This is a genomic window from Amycolatopsis ruanii (assembly GCF_003385175.1).
GTDB lineage: Bacteria > Actinomycetota > Actinomycetes > Mycobacteriales > Pseudonocardiaceae > Amycolatopsis_E > Amycolatopsis_E thermalba.
This window is the reverse complement of the sequence record NZ_PQHY01000013.1, coordinates 27895-54110: the sequence shown is the minus strand read 5'-3', so window position 1 is coordinate 54110 and position 26216 is coordinate 27895. Positions and strand designations below refer to the sequence as shown.

Sequence of the window (26216 nt, the reverse complement as noted above, 5' to 3'; positions counted from 1 at the left end):
TCGTGCACGTGACTCTTTAGCCTCGGCTACATGATCGACCTCCGGCGCCTGAGCGTCCTCCGCGTCCTCGCCGAGCACGGCACCGTCACGGCTGCGGCGGACGCGCTGCACCTGACCCCCTCGGCGGTCTCACAACAACTCCGGTTGCTCGCCAAGGAAGTCGGCGTCGAACTGCTGCGCCGCGAGGGACGCCGCGTCCGGTTGACCCCCGCCGCGGTGGTGCTGCTCGAGCACGCGGATTCGCTGTTCGCGCAATGGGAACGGGCGCGCGCCGACCTGACCGCCGGCGAAGAGGTCGGCGCCGTGAGGCTGTGCGGTGTCTCCTCCGCGGTCGCCGCGTTGCTGGGGCCGGCGGTCACGCGGCTGCGCGTGGAGCACCCGCGGCTGACGGCGCGCGTAATAGAAGAGGAGAGCGCCGATTGCTACGAGCTGCTGCTCGCCGAAGCGGCCGACCTCGCCGTCGTGCTGCCCACGCCCGAAGCGCCGCCCGTCGACGACCCGCGCTTCACGCAGTGGCCGCTCCTCGACGACCCGCAGGATCTCCTTGTCCCGGCGGGACATCCGCTGACGCGGCAGGACGCGGTCGAACTCGCCGACGCCGCCCGGGAGCCGTGGATCGTCAAGCCGCGTCACAACGACACGTACCCACTTCTGCAAGTCGCCTGCGCCGCCGCCGGATTCACGCCGCGGATCGCGCACGAGGCCAAGGAGTGGTTCGCGGTGTCCGCGCTCGTCGCCGCCGGGCTCGGCGTGTGCCTCGTGCCGCGGCTCGCTCCCCTGCCGCCGCAGCACGACGTGGTGCGCATTCCCTTGCACGGCAACCCGCGTCCGTCGCGGCGCTTCGTCGGCTGCGTCCGTCGCGGCAGCGAAGAGCAGTGGCCGATCGCGCGCGCGATCGCGGCGGTCGAAGCGGAGTGCGCGGCGCGGGCTACTGGCGGGCGCGCTGTTTGATGCGCGCGGTGAGTTCCTGGACCTGGTCGTAGATCCGCCGCCGCTCGGCCATCTCCTTGCGGATCTTCTTGTCCGCGTGCATGACCGTCGTGTGGTCGCGGCCGCCGAACGTCTGCCCGATCTTCGGCAGCGACATGTCCGTCAGCTCGCGGCACAGGTACATCGCGATCTGCCGCGCCGTGGCAAGGGCTTTCGTCTTGCCGGGGCCGCACAGGTCGTCGACCGTCACGTCGAAGAACTCGGCCGTGGTCGCCATGATCGTCGGCGCGCTGATCTCCGGCGCCTGCGAGTCCGGGATCAGGTCGCGCAGCACGATCTCCGCGAGACTGACGTCCACCGGCTGCTGGTTCAGCGAGGCGAACGCGGTGACGCGGATGAGCGCGCCTTCGAGCTCCCGGATGTTCGCCTCGACGCGCGAGGCGATGAATTCGAGCACGTCACCCGGCACGGCCAGCCGGTCCTGCGCCGCCTTCTTGCGGAGGATCGCGATGCGCGTCTCCAGCTCGGGCGGCTGGATGTCGGTGATCAGGCCCCACTCGAACCGCGTGCGCAGCCGGTCCTCCAGGGTTTCCAGCCGCTTCGGCGGCCGGTCCGAGGACACCACGATCTGCTTGTTCGAGTTGTGCAGCGTGTTGAAGGTGTGGAAGAACTCCTCCTGAGTACCTTCCTTGCCCTCCAGGAACTGGATGTCGTCGACGAGCAGGATGTCGATGTCCCGGTAGCGCCGCTGGAACGCCACCTTCCGGTCGTCGCGCAGCGAGTTGATGAAGTCGTTGGTGAACTCTTCGGTCGAGACGTAGCGCACGCGCATGCCCGGGAACAGCCGCTGCGCGTAGTGGCCGACGGCGTGCAGCAGGTGCGTCTTGCCCAGCCCCGACTCGCCCCAGATGAACAGCGGGTTGTACGCGCGGGACGGTGCTTCGGCGACGGCGAACGCGGCCGCGTGCGCGAAGCGGTTGGACGCGCCGATGACGAAGGTGTCGAACGTGTACTTCTCGTTGAGCCGCGTCTTCGACGTCTCCGGCTGGGCCGGGGCGGTGTAGGGCTGGCCGGCGCTCGGCTGGCCGGAGAACATCGGCCAGATCTCGTGCGCCGCGGCCAGTGCCTCGCCCTCTTCGTCGACTTCCTCGTCACCGTCGTCCTCGGGCAGGACGGGCTTCACGGGTTCCGGGGGGTGGGAGCGCACCCGGCGCAGCGGCGGCAGCATGCCGTCGTCGAGCGGTGGCATCTTCGGCGGCATCACCGGCACCTCGGTGGCGGCGACAGGCGCCGTTTCCACCCGGGCGGGTGACGGGTACGGGGCCGGCGGTGGCGGCGGCGGGCTGACTTCGGCGGTGTCGACTTTCACCGCCAGCGAGACGGGGCGGCCGAGGCGGCGCGACAGCGCGTGCGTGATCGGGTCCCGCAGGGCGCGCTCGATCGCTTCCTTGGCGAAGTCACTCGGAGCGGCGAGCAGGGCCGTGCCGTCGAGCAGGCCGATCGGGCGGGTGACTCGCATCCAGGCCCGCTGCTGCGGCGACAGAGTGCCGTCCGACAGCTCCCGGACCACCTGGTCCCAGACCACGCCCAGATTCAACTGGTGCTCGGACACCTACTTCGTCCCCTCCCCTCGTCACCCCAGAAGACCCCACCGACCTGCGGATAATCACCGAGGCGGGCGGCCGGCTCACCCCGTCGAGCGGTATCGCGCGGGCCCCCTGGTCACCGCGCGCAGCAAGTATCCACAGAGTTGTCCACAACTGTGTACTAATGTACGGCGGCCCGCAGTCACTCCACCTGCGGGTGCGAACCTACGCCAGCCAGAGCCTCCACACCTTCCGACGGCGGCGCCGAGCACCTCGAACGGGTGACTCAAGAGGAGACACGCTAACAAAGGCCCGTGCCGTCCCACAAGGCACCGTGGGGGCCAGGATTCCATGCTTCACGCCGCGTCGCCACTCGGTCCCCCCGAGTGGTTCCGGGGGCCGGTTGCCGGGCCCTCGAGCGGGGTGCGTACTCTCGATAGGTCTCCCGCGCGCGACGGGTTTGTTCGCATGCGCGCGATTCGAGACACCCCCGAGCTGATCGGTGGCTCCAGCTTGCCGCCGAGTATGTCGAGACCAGGAGTAAGCAGTGAGCAAGGGTAAGCGCACCTTCCAGCCGAACAACCGTCGACGCGCCCGGACCCATGGCTTCCGGCTGCGGATGCGTACCCGTGCCGGTCGCGCCATCCTGTCGGCCCGCCGTCGCAAGGGCCGCGAGAAGCTGTCCGCCTGATAGCGCCGCTTCGAGGCGCGTCGTGCTGCCCCGTGCCGCCCGGTTGCGGCGCAGTGAGGACTTCCGCGAGGTCATGCGCAGGGGTGCTCGGGCAGGTCGGCGTCGCCTCGTGGTGCACGCGGTGCAGTCCACCGACCCGTCCGCGGGAACGCCGCGGGCGGGTTTTGTGGTGAGCAAGGCCGTGGGCAACTCGGTGGTGCGCCACCGAGTGACCCGGCGCCTGCGGCATCTCGTCCTGCAGCGCCTCGGAACCGTGCCGCCCGGCAGTTCGTTGGTCGTGAGGGCCCTGCCGCCGGCGGCCACCGCGTCCAGCGCCGAACTCGGCGCCGATCTGGACGCGGCGCTGAAACGGCTGAGCCTGCTCCCGGGTCGCCCGTCCGACGGCCCGGCGACACGCGGATCGGGAACGGCCGCGGAAACGAGGGGCCACGCCGGTGAATGACGCCACCACCGATGCATCGCAGACGGTCGAGCGCCCCGGGCCGGTCGCCCAGGTCCTGCTGCTCCCGCTGCGGTTCTACCGCCGTTTCATCTCGCCCTACCTCCCGCCGAGCTGCCGCTTCTACCCCAGCTGCAGCACGTACGCGGTCGAGGCCCTGACCCGTTTCGGCGCCGCGAAGGGCAGTTATCTGGCCCTCCGCCGGCTGTTGCGCTGCGGCCCGTGGACGATGCCCGGCCGCGATCCGGTGCCTGAGGTGTTCTCGTGGCGCCACCAGAGACCTGGTTTGTCAACCGAGGAGTAGCTCAGTGCTCGACTTCATCTACTACCCCGTGTCCTTCATCCTGTGGTGTTGGCACAAGGTCTTCGGGTTCGTCTTCGGGGCCGACAACGCGATCACCTGGCTCCTGGCGATCATCTTCCTGACCTTCACGGTTCGCGGCATCATGTTCAAGCCGTTCGTGAACCAGGTCCGGTCGATGAAGAAGATGCAGGAGTTCGCGCCGGAACTGAAGAAAATTCAGAAGAAGTACGCGAACGACCGCCAGCGCCAGGCGATGGAGATGCAGAAGCTCCAGAAGGAGCACGGCGTCAACCCGCTGGGCAGCTGCCTGCCGATGCTGCTGCAGATCCCGGTGTTCATCGGTCTGAACTGGGTGCTGCGTGCGTTCTCCATCCAGCCCGCGGACGGCAGCCCGAAGACGGAGAACTACTTCTTCGACCAGGCGGGCGTCGAGTCCTACGTTCACGCGAAGCTGTTCGGCGTCAACATCGGCGATGCCATCCACAACGCCACCATGCTGGGTGGCCAGGGTGGCGGCTGGCACTGGCACGTCGCGCCGGTCGCGATCCCGCTGATGATCCTCGCGGCGATCCTGACCCACCTGACGGCGCGGCACTCGGCGCAGCGGCAGAACCTGAACCCCGAGTCGATCACGCCGCAGACGCAGATGATGCAGCGGCTGACGATGTACATCTTCCCGCTCGGTGTGCTCGTGTTCGGTGCGTTCTTCCCGATCGGTCTGCTCGTCTACTGGCTGGCGAACAACGGCTGGACCCTGATGCAGCAGCGCCTGGTCTACACGCGGATCGACAAGGAAGAGGCGCAGAAGAAGGCCGAGGCGGCCGAGAAGCGCAACTCGCTGGCGCCGCGCCCGGGTGCGAAGCCGAAGCCGGGCCAGAAGCCGGTCCAGCAGAAGAAGGCGGACGACGAGACGGCGGCCGGTGACGGCAAGGCCGCCGGGCAGAACAAGCCGAGCTCGAAGGCCGGCTCGCCGCACCGCTTCCCGCAGCAGGGGCAACGCCCGCAGAACGGCTCGGCGCAGAAGCGCAAGAAGCCGGCGCAGGGCGGCAAGAACTCAGGACAGAAGGGCTCGGGGCAGAAGCGCCGCTGAGCGCTGGAGCCCGGTGAAAGGAGATGACGATGGCGGAGACGGTCGAAGCGATCGACGCTGACGACGAGGCGCCCGCTGCGGAGGCGACGGGGTCGTCGACGGAGGACTTGCTGGTTCGCGAGGGCGACATCGCGGGCGACTACCTGGAGCGGCTGCTGGACCTGCTCGACTACGACGGGGACATCGACCTCGACGTGGAAAGCGGTCGCGCGATCGTGAGCATCGACGGCGGCGACGACCTGGAGAAGCTGGTCGGTGGGCGCGGCCAGGTGCTCGAGGCGCTGCAGGAACTGACGCGGCTGGCGGTGCAGCAGGAGACCGGCACCCGGAGCCGGCTGATGCTCGACATCGCGGGCTGGCGGGCCGGCCGACGTGCCGAGCTGACCGAGCTGGGCCGCACGACGGCCGAGACGGTCAAGGCGACCGGCGAGAAGGTACGACTGCAGCCGATGAGCCCGTTCGAGCGCAAGGTCGTGCACGACGCGGTGGCGGCCGTGGGAGGCGTCAAGAGCGAAAGCGAGGGCGAAGAACCCAAGCGGCGCGTGGTGGTGATGCCGGACGCGTAAGCGATCCGGTCGAGGAGGCGGTCCACTTCGGTGGGCCGCCTTTTTCTATGCGCTGCGGTCGGGAGAGCGATGTGGCGGTTGTGGGGTGGCGGTGAGGTGAGGCGGGTGGTGATGCCCGAGGCGTGAGGGTTGCGGCCGCGAAGTCGGCCCGCCCGGTGACGACTTCTTCTTTGGGCGCTGGCAACGACGGTGGCTCGCGGAGTCGCGCGCGGTGTTGCAGTGCCGGATGCGCAGGCGTCCGGTTGAGGAGGCGGTCCACTTCGGTGGGCCGCCTTTCTCTATGCCCTGCGGTCCGGAGGGCGATGCTGCGGCGGCTGTCGCGGTGGGTGGTGAGGTAGGGCCGCTTGGTGGTGATGCCCGAGGCGTGAGGGTTGCGGCCGCGAAGTCGGCCCGCCCGGTGACGGCTTCTTCTTCGGGCGGCGGCGACGGCCGTAGCTCGCGGCGTGGCGCGGTGTTGTAGTGCGCAGCCGTTTAGTTGAGGAGGTGGCCCACTTTGGGTGGGCCGCCTTTTTCTTTGCCCCGCGGTCGGGAGGCTCGCGGCAGCGGCGGCGGTCGCGGTGGGTGGTGAGACGAGGCCGCGGCTGGTGATGCCGAGGTGCGACCGTTGCGGCCGAGAAGTCGGCCCGCTCGGCGACGGCTTCTTCTTCGGCGCTCGCGACGACCGTGGGGCGGGGAGCGGCGCGCAGTGTTGTAGCTCCGGATGGATTGGCGTTTGGTTGAGGTGACCCACTTCGGTGGAGCCGCTCGGGTGGCGATGCCCGAGGCGTGAGGGTTGCGTCCGGTGAAGCTGGCTCACCTCGTTGGACCCCCTCGCCGGACGGCGCGGCGGTGGCGAGTCGCGCGCGGTCTCGGCCTCCGGCCTGCCGGCGGGTGGCGCAGGATGTTTCACGTGGAACCGTCGCTGCGGGTGGGGGCAGTTTCACGTGAAACCGTCCACAGTTGTGGTCTGCCTCCCCGTGTTGATGTTCTCGTCGTGGAGAATTGGGGGCGTTGTCGTTTCACGTGGAACCCGAGGAGTGGCGAGTGGTGCCGGTGCCCGAGGTGGCGGGGCGAGTGTTCGGGGACGGGCTGGGGCAGGCCGTCCAGTTCGCGGAGATGCTCGAGCGGTACGGGGTCCAACGCGGGCTCATCGGGCCGCGGGAGGTTGAGCGGCTCTGGGATCGGCACCTGCTGAACTCGGCCGTCATCGGGGAACAGATCGGCGACGGCGTGCGAGTCATCGACGTTGGCTCCGGGGCTGGCTTTCCTGGGGTGCCGCTCGCGATCGCCCGGCCGGATCTCGACCTCGTTCTCGTTGAGCCGATGGCGAGGCGGGCCGACTGGTTGAACGAAGTCGCCGAGAGCATCAAGCTGGACGTCACCGTCGTGCGTGGGCGGGCCGAAGAGAAGGCGCTGCGGGAGCGTGTCGGCGCGGCTGATGTGGTCACCTCGCGTGCCGTGGCTCCCCTCGCGCGTTTGGCGGGCTGGTGCCTCCCCCTCGTCCGGGAGGGTGGCATGATGCTCGCAGTCAAGGGAGCTAGCGCCCGGGACGAAGTTGCCCGTGATGCGAAGGCGGTTGCCCGCGTCGGTGGGGGTGCTCCAACGGTCTCTGAGTGCGGGGTCGGCGTGCTCGAAACGCCGACGACCGTGGTGCGGGTGGAGCGCGTACGAAGTGCCCGTCGCCCGCGCCGTGCGGGATGACAGGATGGCTTGGAAAGGCCAGATCAGCATGATGCGACCCATGTTCCACGTGAAACCAACAGCGTCGATTGCGGAAAGGTGGCTCGGCCGGTGACCCCGCCTGCGTCAGACTGGACCCCCATTGCCGAAGAGGCCGAGCGCGCCGCCCGCGTGCTGCACCCCGACCCCAACTCCCTCCCCCGGCCCGATCAGCGCCGCGTCCTGACCGTCGCCAACCAGAAGGGCGGCGTCGGCAAGACGACCAGCGCCGTCAACCTCGCCGCGGCCCTCGCGGTGCACGGCCTCAAGACCCTCGTCATCGACCTCGACCCGCAGGGCAACGCCAGCACTGCGCTCAACGTGGACCACCGCTCCGGCACCCCCTCCATCTACGACGTCCTCCTCGGCGACCTCCCCCTCGGCGAAGCGATGGCCGTCAGCGAGCAGTCCCCCAACCTGTTCTGCGTCCCCGCCACGATCGACCTCGCCGGTGCCGAGATCGAACTCGTCGAGATGCCCTCCCGCGAATCGCGGCTCAAGGAGGCGCTCGCCGGGGACGTGGTCGATCAGCTCGGCATGGACTACGTCTTCATCGACTGCCCGCCCTCGCTCGGCCTCCTCACGGTCAACGCCATGGTCGCCGCCCGCGAGGTGCTCATCCCGATCCAGTGCGAGTACTACGCGCTCGAAGGCCTCGGCCAGCTGCTCAGCAACATCGAGCTGGTGCAGAAGCACCTCAACCCCGCCCTGGCCGTCTCCACGATCCTCCTCACCATGTACGACGGCCGCACCAAGCTGGCCGACCAGGTGACCGCCGAGGTGCGCGACCACTTCGGCGACGTCGTCCTCAAGACCGTCATCCCCCGCAACGTGAAGGTGTCCGAGGCGCCCAGCTACGGGCAGACCGTGCTGGCGTACGACCCGGGCTCGCGGGGAGCGATGAGTTACGTCGACGCCGCACGTGAGCTGGCCGAGCGCGGCAGCAGCAACGGATCGAGGAGGGGCACGTTATGACCGAACGCAGGGGTGGCCTGGGGCGCGGCCTGGCCGCGCTGATCCCGACCGGACCGCCCGCCGGCGAGAACACCCCCAGCCCGGCCCGTCCCGAGACGCCGTCCCGCAACGGCGACAAGGACTGGTTCGCCGCCAACAGCGAGGTCGTCCCCAGCGGCGAGGTGGCCGGTGCCGTCTACCGCGAGATCCCGACCAGCGCGGTCAAGCCCAACCCGAAGCAGCCGCGGCAGGTCTTCGACGAGGACGCGCTCGCCGAGCTGGAGCACTCGATCCGCGAGTTCGGCCTCATGCAGCCGATCGTGGTCCGCGAACTCGGCGGCGGCGAGTACGAGCTCGTCATGGGCGAGCGTCGGCTGCGTGCGTCCCAGCGGGCCGAGCTGGAGAACATCCCAGCCATCGTCCGGCAGACCGCCGACGAGGCGATGCTGCGGGACGCCCTCCTGGAGAACATCCACCGCGTCCAGCTGAACCCGCTCGAAGAGGCGGCCGCCTACCAGCAGCTGCTCGACGAGTTCGAGGTGACGCACGAGGAGCTGGCCTCGCGCATCGGCCGCAGCCGCCCGGTCATCACCAACACCATCCGGCTCCTCAAGCTCCCCCTCCCCGTGCAGCGCCGCGTCGCGGCCGGGGTCCTCTCCGCCGGGCACGCCCGCGCCCTGCTCTCCCTCGAAGACCCCGAGGCGCAGGAGGAGCTGGCGACCCGCATCGTCGCCGAGGGGCTCTCGGTCCGCGCGACCGAAGAGGCGGTGACCCTCAAGAAGAGCGAGGCGCCGGCCAAGCCCAAGGCCGCTCCCCGCAAGCCGATGCAGGCGCCCGGTCTCCAGGATCTGGCGAACCGGCTGTCCGACACCTTCGACACCCGCGTCAAGGTCGACCTCGGCCGCCGCAAGGGACGCATCGTCGTCGAGTTCGGCTCGATCGACGATCTGGAGCGGATCGTATCGATCATGGACCCGAATCGGGCAAATCAGGCCCCGAAAACCGATGAGGAATGACCCCAGGTCGTTTCGTCACGGTGATGATTTGATCTGACAACACCGAGGGCCACCTCCCGCTCGGGAAGGTGGCCCTCAGTGGTTTCCGGAAGCGCCTCAGGCGGATCGGCGGATCGCCCGCGCGACGAGATCGGCGAACACCGCCCCGAGCGACGTGCCCGCGGTCTCGATCGCCATCGGCACGGTCGACGTCTCGGTGAGCCCCGGCGAGGAGTTCACTTCGAGGAACTGGACCGTGCCGTCGGCGGCCACGATCGCGTCGGTCCGCGAGATGTCCCGCAGCCCGAGCAGCTTGTGCGCGGCCACGGCCAGCTCGCCGACCGCCTTCGCGGACTCCTCCGGCAGCCGCGCCGGGGCGAAGAAGTCGGTCAGTCCGGCCGTGTAGCGCGAGGTGTAGTCGTAGACACCGCTCTCCGGCACGATCTCCACCGCGGGCAGCGCCTCCGGCTCGCCGTCCCGCTGGACGACCCCCACCGCGACCTCGACGCCCTCGATCAGCCGCTCGGCCAGCACGGTGTCGCCGTAGGCGAAGCACCCGACCATCGCGGCCGGCAGCTCGGCGGCGTCCCGCACGACCTGGGCGCCGAGCGCGGAGCCACCCTGGTCGGGCTTGAGGATCAGCGGCAGGCCCAGGTGGTCGACGATCGCGTCCAGCACGCCCTGCGCGCCCAGCTCGCGGAACGTGCTGTGCGGCAGCACGACCCAGTCCGGCGTCGCGTACCCGGCGGCGGACAGCACGGCCTTCGCGGTCGGCTTGTCCCACGCCCGGCGGCACCCGTGCGAGCTGGTGCCCACGTACGGCACCCGCAGCATCTCCAGGACGGTCTGCACCGACCCGTTCTCCCCCTGACCACCGTGCAGCGCCACGACGGCCGCGTCGGGCCGCTCGGACCGCAGCCGGTCGAGCAGGCCCGCGTCGGTGTCCCACTCCACGACGGTCAGTCCCTGCTCCCGCAGCGCGGCGGACAGCCTGCGGCCGGACCGCAGCGAGACATCGCGCTCATGCGAAAGCCCGCCCGCGAGAACGGCGACGGTCGGCATAACCACGCCGGCACTCTCCTCAATCAACAGTCTAAATAGGACTCAGCAGCGCGGCGATCAGGCCGTGTCCGGCGCCGGCGTCTCCGGGCCGGGGATCGCGCGCATGCTGACGTTACCGAACGTGCGCACCAGGTCCATTTCGGACTCGAGCACCGCGGCCAGGCGCCGCACGCCCTCCTTGATCCGCTCGGGCGTCGGGTAGCAGTACGACAACCGCATCTGCCTGCTGCCGAAACCGTCGGCGTAGAAACCGGTCCCGGACGCGTACGCGACCCGGGCCGTGACGGCGCGCGGCAGCATCGCCTTGGTGTCGACACCCTCCGGCACCGTCACCCACACGTAGAACCCGCCGTCCGGGTTCGTCCAGCTGCAGCCGGCCGGCAGGTGCTGCTCCAGGGCGGACAGCATCGCGTCCCGCCGCTCCCGGTAGTTCTCGCGGAAGGTCTTGATCTGGCCCTGCCAGTCGTGCGTGGCGAGGTATCGCGACACGATCAGCTGGTTGAACGTCGGCGGGCACAGCGTGGCCGACTCGGCCGCCAGCACCAGCTTCTCCCGCACCGCGTGCGGCGCCAGGACCCAGCCCACCCGCAGGCCGGAGGCGAACGTCTTGGAGAACGAGCCCAGGTACACGACGTTGTCCGGGTCCAGCGACCGCAGCGCCGGGTAGGTCTGGCCGTCGAAGCCGAGCAGCCCGTACGGGTTGTCCTCGACCACCAGCACGCCGTGGGCCCGGCAGATCGCGAGGATCTCGGCCCGCCGCTCGACCGCCAGCGTGACGCCGGCCGGGTTGTGGAAGTTCGGGATCGTGTACAGGAACTTGACCCGCTGGCCGGCCTTCTCGGCCTGCGCGAGGGCCTCCCGCAGCGCCTCCGGCACCAGCCCCTGGTCGTCCATCACGACGTGCACGACCTTGGCCTGGTAGGCGGCGAACGAGCCGAGCGCGCCCACGTAGGAGGGGCCCTCGGCCAGCACGATGTCGCCCGGGTCGCAGAACAGCCGGGTGACCATGTCCAGGCCCATCTGGGAGCCGACCGTCACCACGATGTCGTCGGAGTGCGCGTTGATGCCCTCCAGCGCCATGACCTCGCAGATCTGCTCGCGCAGCACGGGCACGCCCTGCGCGGAGCCGTACTGCAGGGCGGCCAGGCCGTCCTCCGCGATGATCTCCCCGACCTGCGAGGACAGGCTGTCCAGCGGGAGCGCGGCGAGGTTCGGCATGCCGCCGGCGAGCGAGACCACCTCGGGGCGGCTGGCCACCGCGAAGAGAGCTCGGATCTCCGACGCCGTCATGCCGGCCGTGCGGGCGGCGTAACGGGCGAGGTGGGGATCGAGGTCTCGGCGGCCAGTGTGCTCGGGTGGATTCGCAGTCATCGCACTTCGCTCTGTCGGATGGTCAGTTTCCCGAGTGTAACCACTCGTCCTTGTGATGTTCCCGGCCTTTCGGCGTGGGTCACAGGCGCCTATCCTCGGATGCGGCCGAGCAGGCTGTGGCGATCCGCCACGCCCTGCCTCACCTCAGGCCGGCCGCCGCGAATCCGGGGAGGGGATCAGGTGTCGCGTCGAGTCGTGGGCGTCACCCTCGACAACCTGGAACACCTGCCCAAGAACTGCCGCCGGTGCGTGTACTGGGAGCTCGCGCCGCACCTGCGCGCGCAGGCGGAGGAGTTCGGCCAGACCGAGGTCGAAAAGGAGGCCTGGGTCTCCTCGGTGCTGCTGGAGTGGGGCTCCTGCGGCCGGATCATCTACAGCGACTCGCTGCCCGTCGGGTTCGTGCTGTACGCGCCGCCGAACCTGGTGCCGCGCTCGGTCGCGTTCCCCACGTCGCCGCCCAGCGCGGACGCGGTGCTGCTGACGAGCTTCCAGGTGCTGCCGGAGTTCCGCGGCGGCGGGCTGGGTCGCACGCTCGTCCAGGCGGTCGCCAAGGACATGACGCGCCGCGGGGTGCGGGCGATCGAGGCCTTCGGCGACGCGAGCCCGGACGACGCCGACAACGAGCTGCTCGGGCACACCTGTGTGGTGCCCGCCGACTTCCTCACCGCGGTCGGGTTCAAGACCGTGCGGCCGCACCCGAAGTGGCCCCGGCTGCGCCTGGAGATCCGCTCGGCGCTGTCCTGGAAGGAAGACGTCGAAGCGGCCCTCGAACGGCTCCTGGGCCAGGTGACCATCACGACCGCGGAGCCGAGTACCGCGCGCGCTTGAGCCGAGTTATCCACAGAAACCGTCCACAAGGCAGGGGTTGTCCACAGCTTCCTGTGGACAACCCCTGTGTGTCGGTGACTATTCGGCCTTGGCGAGCTCGTGCGCGAGCACGTCGGCGAAGGTGAAGGTGCCCGTCGGCTGGTCGCCCTCGCCGAGCAGGTACAGCCGCTTCACGGCGATCAGGATGCCCTCGGCGACGATGTCGCGGAACGCCGGGTCGGACAGCTTCGCGCGGTCGCCCGGGTTGCTCAGGTAGCCGATCTCCATCCGCACCGCCGGGCACCGGGTGAGCCGCAGGATGTCCCAGGTCTTGGCGTGCGTCCGGCAGTCCAGCAGGCCCGTGCGAGCGGCCACCTCGCGCTGCAGGTAGCCGGCCAGCAGCTCACCCACGGTGGACGTGGTGCCCAGCCCGTTGCCCCAGTGGAACGACGCGATGCCCTGCGCGTGCGGCGAGGAGTTGCTGTCGCAGTGCAGCGACAGGAACAGGTCGGCGCCCGCGTTGTTGGCGAACGCGGCGCGCTCGGCCTCGGCCGGACCGTGGTCCGGGCCGCGCGAGATCAGCGCCTCCATGCCGGTGGCCTTCATCCGGCCCTCCAGCCGGCGCGCCAGGTCCCACACGATGTCGGCCTCACGCAGGCCGCCGATCTCCACCCCGGCGTCGGCGCCGCCGTGACCGGGGTCGATGACGATGCGCTTGCCCCGCAGACGCGGACCGGACTGGCGGACCTGCTCCTGCTCACGCAGCAGCACCGGGCGGCCACCGCGGGCACGCGGCGAGAGCTGACGCAGCGCGCGGACCGTCGCCGGGCCGCAGATGCCGTCGATGACCAGGCCGTAGTCGCGCTGGAAGCTGCGCAGCGCCTGCTCGGTCTTCGGGCCGAACACGCCGTCGGGGCGGCCCGCGTCGTAGCCCAGCTCGGTCAGCCGGTCCTGCAGCGCGAACACGTCGTCGCCGTGCACCGGCGAGGAGATCAGGTAGGCCAGCGGGCGGCTGCCCAGGTGGAAGGTCGCGCCGCGCAGCACGTGGTAGGTGGCCGGGCCCACGACACCGTCGATGAGCAGGCCACGGCGCTGCTGGAAGCCGCGGACGGCCCGTTCGACCTCGTGGTCGAACAGGTTGCCGGCGTCCGGCCGGAGCAGTCCGATCGAGGCCAGCATCGACCTGATCTCAGCGACGTCGTCCCCGACGTCGCCGCGGCGGAGCACCCGCATGCACTCCTCGCTCTTTCCTTGGGCATCGATCGAAAACCGATGCGGCACAAACAGATATCGGGCTAGCCTCGGGTACCCATTCTGCCCTGAGAACTCTCCGTGACCGCGCAGGGCCGGTCGGTGCGTCATCCGGGCGGGTGGCATGGAAAAACCCGGGGGCCCGTCTCCAGAAGACGTTCACCCCCGGGTCGAGGTTGCCTGCGTCAGGCGAGCACGTCGGACAGGTCCGACAGGAGCGCGGCCTTCGGCTTGGCGCCGACGATCTGCTTCACCGGCTTGCCGCCCTGGAACAGGATCAGCGTCGGGATCGACATGACCTGGTAGTCGCGGGCGGTGCCCGGGTTCTCGTCGATGTCCAGCTTCGCGACGGTCAGCTTGTCCTTGTGCTCGGCGGCGATCTCCTCGAGCACCGGGGCGACCATCTTGCACGGCCCGCACCAGGTCGCCCAGAAGTCGACGAGAACCGGCTTGTCGCTGGTCAGCACGTCGTCGGCGAAGGACTGGTCGGTCACCTTGACGGTGTCGGACATTTCATCTCCCTAGTTCGGTACGGGCTTGCGGTCGGTCAGTTCGCGGAGCCGTAGCCGCCGCCCACCAGTTCGGGCGCGACCTCGGCGTCGGGGTTGCCGGCGTGCTCGGCCAGCCAGCGCTCGGCGTCGATGGCCGCGGAGCAGCCCGAGCCGGCGGCGGTGATGGCCTGCCGGTAGGTGTGGTCGACCAGGTCACCGGCGGCGAACACGCCCGGCAGGTTGGTGTAGGAGGTGCGGCCCTTGGTCAGGACGTAACCCTCCGCGTCCAGCTCGACCTGGCCCTTGACCAGGTCGCTGCGCGGGTCGTGGCCGATCGCGACGAAGAAGCCGGTGACGTCGAGCACCGACTCCTCGCCGGTGACCGTGTCCGCCAGCTTCAGGCCGGCGACGGTGGTGTCACCCAGCACCTCGACGACCTGCTTGTTCAGCGCCCACTTGATCTTCTCGTTGGCGCGGGCGCGCTCGAGCATGATCTTGGAGGCGCGGAACTCCTCGCGCCGGTGCACGATCGTCACCGATCGGGCGAACTTGGTCAGGAAGGTGGCCTCCTCCATCGCGGAGTCGCCACCGCCGAGGACGGCGATGTCCTGGTCGCGGAAGAAGAAGCCGTCACAGGTGGCGCAGGCGGAGACACCGCGGCCGAGCAGCTCCTGCTCACCGGGCACGTGCAGGTAGCGCGCCGCCGAGCCCATGGCGAGGATGACGGCCTTGGCCGCGTAGCGCGTGCCGTGGGCGGTGACGTACTTGACGTCGCCCTCCAGCTCGAGCTTCTCCACGTCCTCGGCGCGCAGCTCCGCGCCGAAGCGCTCGGCCTGCTTGCGCATCTCCTCCATCAGGTCGGGGCCCTGGATGCCGTCCCGGAAACCGGGGTAGTTCTCGACCTCGGTGGTGGTCATCAGTGCGCCGCCGAACTGGGAACCCTCGAAGACCAGCGGTTCGAGCTGGGCACGTGCGGCGTACACCGCGGCCGTGTACCCGGCCGGACCCGACCCCACGATGATGAGGTTCCGAACGTTTTCCGCTGCCACCCGTAGACCTCCGCTCGTCGTGACCTGCGTACCAGGCTCAACACGATCGTAGGGTCCGGTGTTCCCGAGGTGACACGCGTCGCCCGTGACGTAAAACGCGCCTACCCGATCACCTTGTCCACCAGCACCCCGGCGTCGTTCGCGCCGCAGGCCGGGGCGAACGCGACCAGCCGGAACTTCGCCAGCTGACCGGTGGTCAGCAGGGTCAGCACGGCCGGCTGCCCGTCGATCGAGCCCTGGCGGACCCCGATCGGCTTGGCGGTGTCGGCGAAGCCCGCGGCGGTCAGGCACGCCTGCAGCGCGTCGGCGTTGCCCAGCGGCCCGTAGTCGAAGGTGCCCTGCAGCTGGCCGACCGCGCTCGCGGTCTGGTCGCTGCGCAGGTTCAGCGGCGGTTGTGCGTCGCTCTGGCCCGGCGGCGGCGCGGCCACGTTGCCGCCCGGGGACGGCGAGGTGCCGCTCGGGATGGCGATCGCGACGGCGGCCACCGCGGCGGCGGCCACGGCCACCACCCCGCTGATCCAGCCGATGCGCTTGTTGCGGCGACGGCGGGCCGCGTCCAGGCTCACCACCGGCGCCACGCCGGACTGCTGCTGCGGGAACGCCCGCCGGGCCTCCTCGGCGATCGCCGCGTCCAGGCGGGCGGCGTACTCCGCGGGCATCGGCGGGACGTCCGCGCTCAAGCCGGCCAGGTCGGCGGTGGTCGCCTCCAGTGCCTCGATGATCGCGCGCGCCTCGGGATCGGCCTGCACCCGCGGCCACAACCGGGCGGCTTCGTCGTCGTCCAGGACGCCGGCGTGCAGGTCCGCGAGCAGGTCGACAGACCAGGGCGGGCCGGCGGCCTCGATCCCCCGACTCTCGTCCGTCATCGTCCCTCCCTCTCGCGCTGTGCCCCAGACCGGCCGCCGCGCTCCCGTTTGCTTTCGGAAGTTGGGACGTTCGCTATTGCATCCGGGTTCCGGAGATGGCCGAGAACTTTGGCGAGTTTGGCGCGGCCCCGGGCGCACCGGCTCTTCACCGTGCCCTCCGCGATCCCGAGCATCCGCGCGGTCTCGCTGACCGAGTACCCCTCGACGTCGACCAGCACGATCGGCATCCGCTGGTCCTCCGGCAGCTGCGCCAGCGCCTCCTTGATGACCAGCCGGGTCTCCCGGTCGGCCATCGAGTCGCGCGGGGTCGCCGGTTCGTTCACGCCGGTCTCGGGCAGTGGCACCGTCGGGCGGGCCTGCCTGCGCCGGACCCGGTCCAGGCACGCGTTCACCACGATCCGGTGCAACCAGGTGGTGACCTGGGATTCGGCGCGGAAGTTCGCGGCGGCGCGGAAGGCGGAGATGAAGGCGTCCTGGAGGGCGTCGGCGGCTTCCTCGGGGTCGCGCAGGGTGCGCAGAGCCACCGCCCACATGCGGTCCCGATGCCGCCGGACCAGTTCGCTGAACGCGTGCGGGTCGCCCGACGCGTGCGCCGCGATGAGGTCGGCGTCCGTTGGTGCAGCTGCGGTCACCCGCAGCACACTACTGGGCGGGCAGGAAGGTCAATTCGCCTATCTGGGACTGGTAGCCCTTGTCCGTGTCACTCAGCTGAGTGATCCAGATGATCACGTACTGCGCCTGCTGGGGCTGCGGAAGAGTGATGTCGGTGGTCTGCCCGTTCAGCGTGGCCGTGCCGACCACCCGGGTGTCGGCCAGCTCCGGGTTGCGCGAGTCGGCCACCCGGACCTCGATCGAGGTGCCCGGGCTGTCCGCGGCCACCGTGATCTTCGCCAGGTTGATCGGCTTGTCGAAGCTCGCGAGCAGCCCGACGCCCTCCTTGATGGCCGGGAACTGCTGCCGGTACTGGTCGGTCCGCCAGATCGTGCCCGGGTCGCCGTCCACGGTGTTGCGGGCGCGGCTGGTGTTGTCGCCGTTGCCGTCCGGGTTGTAGACCGTCACGCTCTCCGGCCCGACCGCAGCGCCGATCTGCGCCTGCCCACCGGTCGACGGGGGCGGGTTCGGCGACGGGTTCACCGACGCCGAGGCGGACGCCGTCGGGGTCGGGTTCGCCACGTTGATCGGCGGCCCGCCCGAGCTGGGGTCGTCCTGGAAGAAGCTGATCGCCAGCATGCCGAGCCAGGCCAGGATGGCGACCGCCGCGACGACCAGCACGGTGACGCCGAGCGCGAGCTTGCGCCGCCGCGCGCGGTCCTTGACCGGCTTCTTCGTCGTCCAGATCGTGCCGTCGCCGTCGGCCTCCATCTGGGCCTTGATCAGCTGGGTCCGCTCCTCGGCCTCGGCGGCCATCTCCAGCGCGCGCACGATCGCCGCGCTGGTGCGGATGCCGCCCGGGCCGCCGTCCTCGACGGTGCGCACCGCCAGCGACGACAGCTCCTGCGGCACCGACGGCTGCAGCGAGCGCGGCGGTACCAGGCGCCCGTTCGGGGCGTGCGGCGCGGCCGGGATCGCGGCCGGCCCGCCCGGCAGCGGCCAGCGACCGGTGAGCAGCAGGTACAGGATGCCGCCGATGGCCTTCACGTCGTCGCGCAGCGTCGCGTCCGGCAGCGGGCCGGGGAAGGCCAGGCGCAGCGAGCCCTCGGTGGTCAGGCGCAGGCGCTGCGGGTGGTCCAGGCCGAGCACGAGACCGGAGTGGTGGGCCCGCTCCACGGCCTCGGCGAGCCGCTGCACCATCCGCGCCGCGGCGAGCGGCTGGACCGGCCGGTCGGCGACCAGGTCGATCAGGTCGGTGCCCTTGGTCCACTCGGTGACCACCACGCCCAGCAGGCCCTCACCGGAGGTGATGCCGTTGCCGAGGGTGAGCACGTCGAGCACGCGGGCGACCGCTTCGTGGTTGAACTTGGCCGCGTGCGTGGCGCGCTCGAGCGTCTTGCGGGCCTGACGTGCGGCTTCGGCGTCCGCGGGGTCGCCGACGAGCAGCGTCAGCGCGACGTCCCGCCGCAGCTGGCCGTCCCGCGCACGCCACAGGTGGGCGCCCGCCCGCTCGTCGATGCCGAACTGGGCGAGCAACCGGTACCGGCCGTCTCCGACGACGCTGCCCGGCGCGAGGGAGCCTCCCCTCGCGCGGACGCCCGTCCGGATCGGACCGGACTGCTCGCTCCGCTTCTCGTTCACCCCACGCTCTCTCTCCCGCGTCTGAGATCGAGGGTACGTGAACACGTGGGGTGAGACAGGGTTATCCGTGAGTGGTTCGTTACCCGCGCTTGATCAAACGGGTGATTCTCTTCGTGGCCGGCGCCAGCTCGTCCACCTTGAGCAGCGCGAGTACGCCGAACGACACACCCAGGCCGACGATGCCCTGCAGGATCAGCTTGATCCACGCGGTCAGCCGCTCGCCGAGGTCCGGGACCACCCAGCCGACCGCGATCGCGGCCAGCACGCCCAGCCCGCTGGCCACGACGGTGAACAGGATGACCCCGAGCACGCGCCTGCTGCGCAGGTTGCCCAGGCTCACCCACAGCCAGACCTGGCCCATGATCGCGCCGACCACGAACGTCAGCGAGTTCACCATCATCGCGCCGAGCACGATGTTCTGGTCCGACAGCAGCACCGGGCACAGGTACAGCAGCGGGATCTTGACCAGGGTCATCACGACCATGATCAGCGTCGGCGTGCGGGCGTCCTTCATCGCGTAGAACACCCGCAGCTGCAGCATGACCAGCGCGTACGGCAGCAGGCCGAACGCCGAGATGGCCAGCGCCTCGCCCAGCCGCGACGCGTCCGCGGTCGAGTTCTCCCCGCCGCTGAACAACGCGACACCGACCGAGGTGCCGATCACCGACATCACCGCGGCGATCGGCACGAGCATCACCGTGGAGATGCGGGAGGCGTAGGACAGGTCGGCGACCACCTTGCGGGTGTCGCCGTCGGCGGCGTTGCGCGACAGCCGCGGCATGATCGCGGTCAGCAGCGAGACGCCGATGACGCCGTACGGCAGCTGGAACAGCAGCCAGGCGTTGGAGTAGATCGTCACACCGCCCGGGTCACCGCTGGTCAGCACGCGGGTGTTGACGGTGAAGCCGATCTGGCTGACCGCGACGTAACCGAGGATCCACAGCGCGAGCCCGCCGAACTCCTTCATGCGCTTGTCGATGCCCCAGCGCCACCTGAACCGGAACCCGGTGCGCAGCAGTGGCGGCACCAGCATGACGGCCTGCACGACGATGCCCATGGTTACGCCGATGCCCAGCAGCAGCAGCTTCGGCTGGCTCATCTCGACCGGGTTCCAGGTGATCTCACCCGGGGTGAGCATGAACACGGCCAGCGTGAAGATCACGACCAGGTTGTTCACCACCGGCGCCCAGGCCGGCGGCCCGAAGATCTGCTTGGCGTTGAGGATCGCCGACAGCAGCGCGAACAGGCCGTAGAACAGGATCTCCGGCAGCAGCAGCCGCGCGAACGCCGTGGTCAGCTCGGAGCTGGTCTTGCCCGGGTCGCCGTCCAGGTACAGCGAGGTCAGCCACGGCGCGGCGGCCACCGCGACGATCGTGCCGATCACCAGCAGCACGAACGCCACGGTCAGCATCCGCTGCGTGTAGGCCAGACCGCCGTCCTTGTCGTCCTGCGACCGCACCAGCAGCGGCACCACGACACTGCTCAGCACGCCGCCGAGCAGCAGCTCGAAGACGATGTTGGGCAGCGTGTTGGCGATGTTGAACGAGTCGTTCACCACGCTGGTGCCGACCGCCCAGACCAGCATGATCTTCCAGAAGAACCCGGTGATCCGGCTGATCAGCGACGCGATCGCGATCCGGCTGCTGGACCTCGCCGCCGACGGCGCGGCCGGCTTCTCCGGCGCCTCGACCGGCGGGATGAACCCGGTGGCGTCGAGCCCCGGCCCCTCGCCGAACGACGTCGACGGCGAGGTCGAGATCCGCGGCATCATCCGCGTCGCGAGCGCGTCGTACGGGCGCAGCACGTCCGGGTCTGCCACCGGCCAGCGGTTGCCGCCCTGCACGCCGCTGATCCGCGGGATCAGCATGGTCGCGTCCGGGTCGTTCGGCGGCAACGGCGGCGCACCGAACGGCATGCTGTCCTGGTGGCGCGGCCGCTCCTGACGCCACGGCCGCACCGGCTGGCGGCGGTCGGGCGGGGCCTGGCGGCCGGTCGGCGGCGGTTGCCTGCGATCCGGCGGCGGTGGCTGACGGCGTGGCGGCTGCGGCGGCTGCGGCGGTGGCAGCTGGCCCTGCTGGCGGTTCACCTGCGGGGGCCGTGGCTTGCCCTTCGCCGCAGGCGGGATCCGGCGGGTCTGCTCCTGCCGAGCGCGATCCGGCGGCGGGCGCCGTGGTCCGCGGTCGGCGGGACGCTCGGGTGGCCACCCCGGGTCTCTGTCCAACGCGCGCCCAATCCTCGCCGGTCCGGTTCTGGTGCCCCAGAGTAGTCGGTCAGGCCTTGCGGGCCCGGACGCGACGGTAGATCTGCCGCGCGGAGAGCAGCACCAGGGCCGCGGCGCCGGCGATGGTGAGGACCAGCGTGACCACGCCGTACTCGTTGGACCGCAGCTCGAAGCGCGCCGGGTTGCCCAGCGGCGTGCCGCCGGGGGTGGTCAGCGAGACGGTCAGGTTGAACACACCGGCGCGCAGGGCCTCCGCCGGGATCCGCTCGCTGCCGCCGAGGCCGGCCGGCACCAGGCGGTCCGGCACCTGCTCGACGCGCAGGCCGGGCGTGTTGCTCAGCTGGATCCGCACCGCGATCTGCACCGGCAGCCGGTTGTTGAACGACACCGGCAGCGGCGCCGACCCGGACGCCATCGAGATCGGCACCGGCGGGGTGTCCACCGTGACGCGGCCGAGCAGGCCGTCCAGCTCGGCGCGGGCGTCGGCGGCCGAGGCCTCCGCGGCGCCCTGCCACGCGCGCCAGGCCCCCGACGTGCTGCGGACCAGCGCGAACCGCAGCGGTTCGAGCAGCTCGGCCGGCTCCACCTGGGCGGCCGGGTCGATCTGCATCGCGCCCTGCAGGTCGGTCATCGTGGTCTCGATCGAGGACATCTCGTCGGTGACCGACGTCGGGGTCGCGGTGGCGAGGTCTTCGGAGTCGTAGCTCATCCGGGCACTGCCCGTGCTCGCGGTCGCCAGCAACGCGGGCAGCGGCTGCGGGGCCAGCATGTTCCGGTCCACGAAGTCGCCGACGTTGCGCAGGAAGCCGGTCAGCTCGTCCTGCGTCGCCGTCCACCGGCGGGGCGGCGCGACCAGCACCGGGCGGGACGTGCCACCGGCGAGGCCGCCGCGGAAGGCGAGCGCGGCCAGGCCGTTCTGGGTCGCGATGTCCGGGTCGTCCACCGGCGTGGCGGCGGTCACCTCGGTGCTGCCGGACGTGCCGGCCAGCCCGGACAGGACCAGCGAGTCGACCTGCTGGGCGCGCAGCGCGGTGCCGTCCAGCGTGACCGCGCCGGACGACTGGCTGCCGGTCGACGAGTCGACCGGGTCGGTGATCAGGGTGCGCACACCGGCGGCGCTCAGCGCGGTCAGCGTGCTCTGGTCCAGCGCGCCGTCGGCCCACAGCACGCCGTTCTGCGGCGTCACGCCGAGCAGCTCCTGCACCCGGGCGCCGGTGTCCAGCGCGAACGGCAGCAGGTCACCGCCGCGGACCTTGGTCAGCGCGGTCAGATCGGCGTCGGCGTAGGGCAGCTGGACCACGCACTGCCCGGTGACGAGCTCCCGCAGCGACCGCAGCCACGTCTTCGCGGCCTCCGCGCCCGTTCCGCCGACGGTCCCGGTCCCGGTGCGGACCTGGTAGCCGCGGGACATCGCGTCCACGGTGTCCAGCAGGTCGGGGTCGATGGCGTAGCAGAGCGCGCGGCTGAGCTGGGGGTCGTCGCGGACCGCGGCCGCCGACTCGACCAGCCCGTACAGCCGCCCGCCGGGACGCAGCTCGGTCGCCAGGACGTCGTCGGACAGCACCGCGGTGCCCCCCAGCGGCGCGGCCACGATCCGCGGCCGGGTGTCGGCGATCGGCCACAGCATCGTGAACGGGGCCGGCGAGCTGTTCTGGCCGGTCGCGCTCTTGCCCGGCGCGGACAGGACGGGCAGCAGCATGCTCATCGACGCCAGCCGGGCCGCGCCGCCGTAGGCCGGGGTGCCGTTGACGTTGACCAGCAGCGGGTACAGGCCCGCGCTGTTCACCCGCAGGTTGCCGCGCGTGCCGTCGAGCCGGACGGTGACGCTGAGCTGGGCGCTCTCCCCCGGATCCAGCGTCGCGGGCTCGACGTCCACCCAGTCGGTGCTCGACGCGGCGGCCGCGGCCGCGCCGCTCATCGCGGTGCGCACCTGGCGCTCGGTGGTGAGCCGCTCGCCCAGCTCGAGCCGGACCTGCAGGTCGCTGATCCGCCGGTCGCCCACGTTGGTGACGGTGCCGGTGACGTTGAGCGTCACCGAGTTCATGGTGATCACGCGCGGGTTGACCTGCGCCACGTCGAGCCGGAGCCGACTGGGTGCCTCGGTCTGGGCACTCCCCGTGACCGGGACGAACATCGCGAGGAGGAACGCAACCAACCCGGTGGCGGCGAACCGCTTCACTCCGACGCTCCTTCTGTCGCTCGCGTGTCGTCGTCGAACAGCTCCCGCGCCTTGCGCACCAGGGACCGCTCGTCGGTGTAGGCGAGCCGGGTCTCCAGATCGGCGATCGGCACCCAGGCCACCTCGGTGACCTCCGAGTCCTCGTCGGACAGCTCGCCGCCGGTGGCTTCCAGGAGGAAATGATGCACCGTCTTGTGCACCCGCCGTCGCTCGGCCACGAACCAGTAGTCGATGGTGCCCAGCGGCCGCAGCACGTCCGCGGAGATCCCGGTCTCCTCCTTCACCTCGCGCACCGCAGTCTGCTCGATCGTCTCGCCGTCCTCGATGTGGCCCTTCGGCAGCGACCACAGCAGCTTGCCGTGGCGGTCCAGCCTGCCGATGAGCACCGCGTTCTCCCGGGCGGGGTCGACCACCAGACCGCCGGCGGAGGTCTCCACGGAGGTCGTCATCCGCCGGCCGCGGCGGCGTCGCGACCGGCGTCGCGGCTTACCGCCGCCGGAGCGACCGGCCGATCCAGACATGCTGCGATGCTAGTGCGTGGCGGCCGATTCCGGCCGCTACTGCGTAGTTGACTGTTCACTCCTGGTCGATGGGTAGGCTGGTTCCTCGTGTCTGTCATGGTTGAGTCCACCCCCGAGGCGGTTCGATCCCGGTGAACGAACTGACCGCGAAGCGGAACGCGGTGACCGAGCTGATGCGGATCTCGCCGCTGGCCGACGAGCTGGCCGGGCTGTTCGCGAAGGCCGGGCACCGGCTGTACCTGGTGGGTGGCAGCGTGCGGGACGCGCTGCTCGGCCGCCTGTCCGCCGACCTGGACTTCACCACCGACGCACGCCCGGAGCAGATCCTGAAGATCGTCCGCGGCTGGGCCGACGGGGTGTGGGAGGCGGGGATCGCCTTCGGCACCGTCGGCGTCACCAAGCGCGGCTCGACGCTGGAGATCACCACGTTCCGCGCGGACGTCTACGACCGGGTCAGCCGCAATCCCGAGGTGACCTTCGGGGCTTCGATCGAGGGTGACCTCAAGCGCCGCGACTTCACGGTCAACGCGATGGCGATCGACTTGTCGACCAAGCAGTTCGTCGACCCCCACGACGGCATGGATGCGTTGCGCCGGAAGGTGCTCGACACCCCCGCGACCCCGGAGGAGTCCTTCGCCGACGACCCGCTGCGCATGCTGCGGGCCGCGCGGTTCGCCGCCCAGCTCGGGTTCGAACCGGCGCCGCGCGTGGTCACCGCGATGACCGAGATGGCCGGCGAGATCCAGCGCATCACCGCCGAGCGGGTGCAGGCCGAGCTGTCGAAGCTGCTGCTCGGCCGGTTCCCGCGGCGCGGGCTGGAGCTGATGGTGGACACCGGGCTCGCCGAGCACGTTCTGCCCGAGGTGCCCGGTATGCGGCTGGCCATCGACGAGCACCACCAGCACAAGGACGTCTACCAGCACTCGCTGACCGTGCTGGAGCAGGCGATCGCGCTGGAACGCCGGGACGACCCGGACGCCGAGCCGGACCTCGTGCTGCGGCTGGCCGCGCTGCTGCACGACATCGGCAAGCCGGCCACCCGCCGGTTCGAGCCGGGCGGCGGGGTGAGCTTCCACCACCACGAGGTGGTCGGCGCCAAGATGGCCCGCAAGCGTTTGCGCGCCCTCAAGTACCCGAAGCAGGTCATCGAGGACGTCGGCCAGCTGGTGTTCCTCCACCTGCGGTTCCACGGCTACGGCAAGGGCGAGTGGACCGACTCGGCCGTGCGCCGGTACGTGACCGACGCCGGTGAGCTGCTGCCGCGGCTGCACAAGCTGGTCCGCGCCGACTGCACGACCCGCAACAAGCGCAAGGCGGCCGCGTTGCAGCGCACCTACGACGAGCTCGAGGAGCGGATCGCGCGCATCCAGGCCGAGGAGGACCTCGCCAAGGTGCGGCCCGACCTGGACGGCAACGAGATCATGAAGATCCTCGGCCTGCCGCCCGGCCCGATGGTCGGCAAGGCGTGGAAGCACCTGAAGGAGCTGCGCCTGGACCGCGGACCGCTCGACCACGACGAGGCCGTCGCCGAGTTGCGCCGCTGGGCCGCGGAGAACGGGCTGTAACTTCAGGGGGCGTCGAGACGACCGGGAGGTCGTGATGTCCCCACCGCGAGCGGCGAGTTACCTGGGCACCCTGCTGCGGCGCGGCGCGCCCGCGATGGCCGGTGCGACCGGCGGGCTGGACGACGAGATCGCCGATCCGGCGCCGGTGTCCCCGCTGGCGCGGATGCGGCGCATGGCGGGGCCGGTCGACCTCGCGGCGCGGGACAACCTGCTGCTCCGCGCCACCCGGTACGTCGCGATGGTCCCGCTGGTGTACCGCGTGCTGGCGGTGGCCGGGTCGCTGGTGGCGTTCCTCGCGGCCGGGCACGGCGGGGTGGCGCCGGTGGTGGCGGTCGCGGTGTGCTCGATCGCCCTGAACCTGTACGGGCTGCGGTGGTTGTTCCGGTCGGCGCCGTTCCACGGTCGCGGTGCGGCGCGGCTGCTGGTGCTCGACGTGGTGTTCACCCTCGCGGCCAACGTGGTGGTCGCGGCGACGGTGCCGTCGCCGGCCTTCGCGACGGCGATGGCGGTGCCGGGCAAGCACCTCCTGGGTGGGGTGGCGCTGCTGACGCTGGCGTTGGGCCTCGGGTACGGGTTCGGGCTGATGCTGGTGAGCATCCCGCTCGCCGGGGTGGCGTGGTGGCTCAACAGCGGCGTGTTCAACGTGAAACAAGCCTTCGCCGGGGTCGGGACGATCGTCGGCGTTCTGGTGACGGCGACCGGCGCGCTGGTGCTGCTCGGCCTCGGCACGCGGCTGGCGCTGGCGTACGGCATCCGGCACGGCCGTGAGGCGGAGCGCGCGCGGCAGCACCGGATGCTGCACGACACGGTGCTGCAGACGCTGGAGACGATCGCCCTGCCCGGCTCCGGCAGCAGCGAACACCAGTTGAGCGAGGTGCGACGGCTGGCCCGCGCGCAGGCGATCGAGGTGCGGCAGACGATCGAAGGCGCGGAAGGCAGCGGCCCCCTCGGGGAGAAACTGGCGGCCCTGGCCGCGGAAATGGCCCGCGATGGCCTGCGCGCCCAGCTGGTCATGGCGGAGCTGGACGCGGACACCCTGACGGAGGTCCGGCAGGCCGCCATCCGCGACGCGGCCCGCGAGGCGCTGCGGAACACGTTGAAGCACTCGGGAACCGACCGGGTCGTCGTCCGGACCGAGGAGCGGGACGGCGGGGTGGCGGTGATCATCCGCGACCACGGCGCCGGCTTCGACGAGGCGGACCGCCCGCCGGGCTTCGGCATCAGCGAGTCGATCACGGCGCGCCTCGCGGAGGCAGGCGGCCAGGCGCGGGTGGAGTCGAGCCCGGGCAGCGGAACTCGCGTGACGCTCTGGATGCCGCGATGATTGACGGGGTATCGCGCGGTATGG

24 protein-coding genes are annotated in these 26216 nt (G+C 70.9%); 12 read left to right on the top strand and 12 right to left on the bottom strand.

Features of this window, described 5'->3' with window-relative positions; translation table 11 throughout:
- The first annotated feature begins 30 nt into the window (after positions 1–30).
- Positions 31–951 (top strand): LysR family transcriptional regulator, encoded by a 921-nt coding sequence (locus D0D28_RS09830; RefSeq protein WP_116110419.1) that lies wholly within the window; start codon positions 31–33, stop codon positions 949–951.
- Here the strand turns inward: D0D28_RS09830 and dnaA are convergent.
- On the bottom strand, positions 929–2542 hold the full coding sequence (gene dnaA, locus D0D28_RS09825) for a chromosomal replication initiator protein DnaA (RefSeq protein ID WP_094003322.1): 1614 nt from the start codon (positions 2540–2542) through the stop codon (positions 929–931). The two genes, D0D28_RS09830 and dnaA, sit on opposite strands and share 23 nt — an antisense overlap.
- Before the next feature lie 521 nt (positions 2543–3063).
- On the opposite strand from dnaA, the gene rpmH reads away from it, so the two are divergent.
- The 8 genes from rpmH to D0D28_RS09785 all read left to right on the top strand — a co-directional run bounded on the left by rpmH (position 3064) and on the right by D0D28_RS09785 (position 9274).
- Positions 3064–3207: a 50S ribosomal protein L34 gene (rpmH, locus tag D0D28_RS09820; RefSeq protein ID WP_017985946.1), complete on the top strand. Its 144-nt coding sequence runs from the start codon at positions 3064–3066 to the stop codon at positions 3205–3207.
- Between the two features lie 22 nt (positions 3208–3229).
- Complete coding sequence (gene rnpA / locus D0D28_RS09815) at positions 3230–3649, top strand: ribonuclease P protein component (protein ID WP_094003321.1); 420 nt, start codon at positions 3230–3232, stop codon at positions 3647–3649.
- Positions 3642–3950: a membrane protein insertion efficiency factor YidD gene (gene yidD / locus D0D28_RS09810; protein WP_094003320.1), complete on the top strand. Its 309-nt coding sequence runs from the start codon at positions 3642–3644 to the stop codon at positions 3948–3950. Before rnpA ends, yidD begins: the two co-directional genes overlap by 8 nt.
- Positions 3951–3954: 4 nt before the next feature.
- Positions 3955–5040 carry a membrane protein insertase YidC gene (gene yidC / locus D0D28_RS09805; RefSeq protein WP_094003319.1) on the top strand — a complete coding sequence of 362 codons (1086 nt, stop codon included), beginning with the start codon at positions 3955–3957 and terminating at the stop codon, positions 5038–5040.
- A 29-nt stretch (positions 5041–5069) separates the two neighbouring features.
- Positions 5070–5606, top strand: coding sequence for a protein jag (locus D0D28_RS09800; protein ID WP_017985942.1), 537 nt, complete (start codon positions 5070–5072; stop codon positions 5604–5606).
- 1023 nt (positions 5607–6629) lie between these two features.
- A complete protein-coding gene (rsmG, locus tag D0D28_RS09795; protein ID WP_116110418.1) occupies positions 6630–7286 on the top strand; it encodes a 16S rRNA (guanine(527)-N(7))-methyltransferase RsmG in 657 nt (218 codons plus the stop codon).
- Between the two features lie 90 nt (positions 7287–7376).
- Positions 7377–8279 carry a ParA family protein gene (locus D0D28_RS09790; RefSeq protein WP_162830490.1) on the top strand — a complete coding sequence of 301 codons (903 nt, stop codon included), beginning with the start codon at positions 7377–7379 and terminating at the stop codon, positions 8277–8279.
- Entirely contained in the window at positions 8276–9274 is a 999-nt protein-coding gene (locus tag D0D28_RS09785) for a ParB/RepB/Spo0J family partition protein (RefSeq protein WP_116110417.1), read from the top strand. Before D0D28_RS09790 ends, D0D28_RS09785 begins: the two co-directional genes overlap by 4 nt.
- Before the next feature lie 96 nt (positions 9275–9370).
- Here the strand turns inward: D0D28_RS09785 and D0D28_RS09780 are convergent, their stop codons facing one another.
- Together D0D28_RS09780 and D0D28_RS09775 are read right to left on the bottom strand one after the other, a co-directional pair.
- On the bottom strand, positions 9371–10321 hold the full coding sequence (locus D0D28_RS09780; protein ID WP_094003315.1) for a D-alanine--D-alanine ligase family protein: 951 nt from the start codon (positions 10319–10321) through the stop codon (positions 9371–9373).
- Between the two features lie 51 nt (positions 10322–10372).
- Entirely contained in the window at positions 10373–11686 is a 1314-nt protein-coding gene (locus D0D28_RS09775) for a PLP-dependent aminotransferase family protein (protein WP_094003314.1), read from the bottom strand.
- A gap of 180 nt (positions 11687–11866) precedes the next feature.
- Between D0D28_RS09775 and D0D28_RS09770 the strand changes: the two genes are divergently transcribed.
- A complete protein-coding gene (locus tag D0D28_RS09770) occupies positions 11867–12514 on the top strand; it encodes a GNAT family N-acetyltransferase (RefSeq protein WP_027933192.1) in 648 nt (215 codons plus the stop codon).
- Positions 12515–12592: 78 nt separating this feature from the next.
- Here the strand turns inward: D0D28_RS09770 and D0D28_RS09765 are convergent, their stop codons facing one another.
- The 9 genes from D0D28_RS09765 to D0D28_RS09725 all read right to left on the bottom strand — a co-directional run bounded on the left by D0D28_RS09765 (position 12593) and on the right by D0D28_RS09725 (position 23303).
- Positions 12593–13726 (bottom strand): N-acetylmuramoyl-L-alanine amidase, encoded by a 1134-nt coding sequence (locus D0D28_RS09765; protein ID WP_094003313.1) that lies wholly within the window; start codon positions 13724–13726, stop codon positions 12593–12595.
- Positions 13727–13929: 203 nt separating this feature from the next.
- A complete protein-coding gene (gene trxA / locus D0D28_RS09760; RefSeq protein WP_094003312.1) occupies positions 13930–14256 on the bottom strand; it encodes a thioredoxin in 327 nt (108 codons plus the stop codon).
- A gap of 35 nt (positions 14257–14291) precedes the next feature.
- Positions 14292–15284, bottom strand: coding sequence for a thioredoxin-disulfide reductase (gene trxB, locus D0D28_RS09755; protein ID WP_094003311.1), 993 nt, complete (start codon positions 15282–15284; stop codon positions 14292–14294).
- A gap of 101 nt (positions 15285–15385) precedes the next feature.
- Positions 15386–16150 (bottom strand): hypothetical protein, encoded by a 765-nt coding sequence (locus tag D0D28_RS09750; RefSeq protein ID WP_116110416.1) that lies wholly within the window; start codon positions 16148–16150, stop codon positions 15386–15388.
- Positions 16147–16782, bottom strand: coding sequence for an RNA polymerase sigma factor SigM (gene sigM / locus D0D28_RS09745; RefSeq protein ID WP_094003369.1), 636 nt, complete (start codon positions 16780–16782; stop codon positions 16147–16149). The genes D0D28_RS09750 and sigM overlap by 4 nt, the downstream gene beginning before the upstream one ends.
- A gap of 10 nt (positions 16783–16792) precedes the next feature.
- On the bottom strand, positions 16793–18382 hold the full coding sequence (locus D0D28_RS09740) for a protein kinase family protein (RefSeq protein WP_116110415.1): 1590 nt from the start codon (positions 18380–18382) through the stop codon (positions 16793–16795).
- Between the two features lie 79 nt (positions 18383–18461).
- Positions 18462–20297, bottom strand: coding sequence for a murein biosynthesis integral membrane protein MurJ (gene murJ / locus D0D28_RS09735; RefSeq protein ID WP_116110414.1), 1836 nt, complete (start codon positions 20295–20297; stop codon positions 18462–18464).
- 355 nt (positions 20298–20652) lie between these two features.
- A complete protein-coding gene (locus D0D28_RS09730) occupies positions 20653–22782 on the bottom strand; it encodes a DUF6049 family protein (RefSeq protein ID WP_116110413.1) in 2130 nt (709 codons plus the stop codon).
- Positions 22779–23303, bottom strand: coding sequence for an NUDIX hydrolase (locus D0D28_RS09725; protein ID WP_162830491.1), 525 nt, complete (start codon positions 23301–23303; stop codon positions 22779–22781). The genes D0D28_RS09730 and D0D28_RS09725 overlap by 4 nt, the downstream gene beginning before the upstream one ends.
- A 131-nt stretch (positions 23304–23434) precedes the next feature.
- Here D0D28_RS09725 and D0D28_RS09720 point away from each other — a divergent pair, with 131 nt between their 5' ends.
- Together D0D28_RS09720 and D0D28_RS09715 are read left to right on the top strand one after the other, a co-directional pair.
- Complete coding sequence (locus D0D28_RS09720; RefSeq protein ID WP_116110412.1) at positions 23435–24868, top strand: CCA tRNA nucleotidyltransferase; 1434 nt, start codon at positions 23435–23437, stop codon at positions 24866–24868.
- Between the two features lie 34 nt (positions 24869–24902).
- Positions 24903–26192: a sensor histidine kinase gene (locus tag D0D28_RS09715; RefSeq protein WP_094003305.1), complete on the top strand. Its 1290-nt coding sequence runs from the start codon at positions 24903–24905 to the stop codon at positions 26190–26192.
- Positions 26193–26216 lie beyond the last annotated feature (24 nt).

What these genes read in the sequence shown, in the direction of transcription:
- D0D28_RS09830 (WP_116110419.1), top strand. Translation starts at nt 31, where the DNA reads ATGATCGACCTCCGGCGCCTGAGCGTCCTCCGCGTCCTCGCCGAGCAC.
- D0D28_RS09800 (WP_017985942.1), top strand. Translation starts at nt 5,070, where the DNA reads ATGGCGGAGACGGTCGAAGCGATCGACGCTGACGACGAGGCGCCCGCT.
- D0D28_RS09785 (WP_116110417.1), top strand. Translation starts at nt 8,276, where the DNA reads ATGACCGAACGCAGGGGTGGCCTGGGGCGCGGCCTGGCCGCGCTGATC.
- D0D28_RS09775 (WP_094003314.1), bottom strand. Translation starts at nt 11,686, where the DNA reads ATGACTGCGAATCCACCCGAGCACACTGGCCGCCGAGACCTCGATCCC.
- D0D28_RS09765 (WP_094003313.1), bottom strand. Translation starts at nt 13,726, where the DNA reads ATGCGGGTGCTCCGCCGCGGCGACGTCGGGGACGACGTCGCTGAGATC.
- trxA (WP_094003312.1), bottom strand. Translation starts at nt 14,256, where the DNA reads ATGTCCGACACCGTCAAGGTGACCGACCAGTCCTTCGCCGACGACGTG.
- D0D28_RS09750 (WP_116110416.1), bottom strand. Translation starts at nt 16,150, where the DNA reads ATGACGGACGAGAGTCGGGGGATCGAGGCCGCCGGCCCGCCCTGGTCT.
- murJ (WP_116110414.1), bottom strand. Translation starts at nt 20,297, where the DNA reads ATGCCGTTCGGTGCGCCGCCGTTGCCGCCGAACGACCCGGACGCGACC.
- D0D28_RS09725 (WP_162830491.1), bottom strand. Translation starts at nt 23,303, where the DNA reads ATGTCTGGATCGGCCGGTCGCTCCGGCGGCGGTAAGCCGCGACGCCGG.
- D0D28_RS09715 (WP_094003305.1), top strand. Translation starts at nt 24,903, where the DNA reads ATGTCCCCACCGCGAGCGGCGAGTTACCTGGGCACCCTGCTGCGGCGC.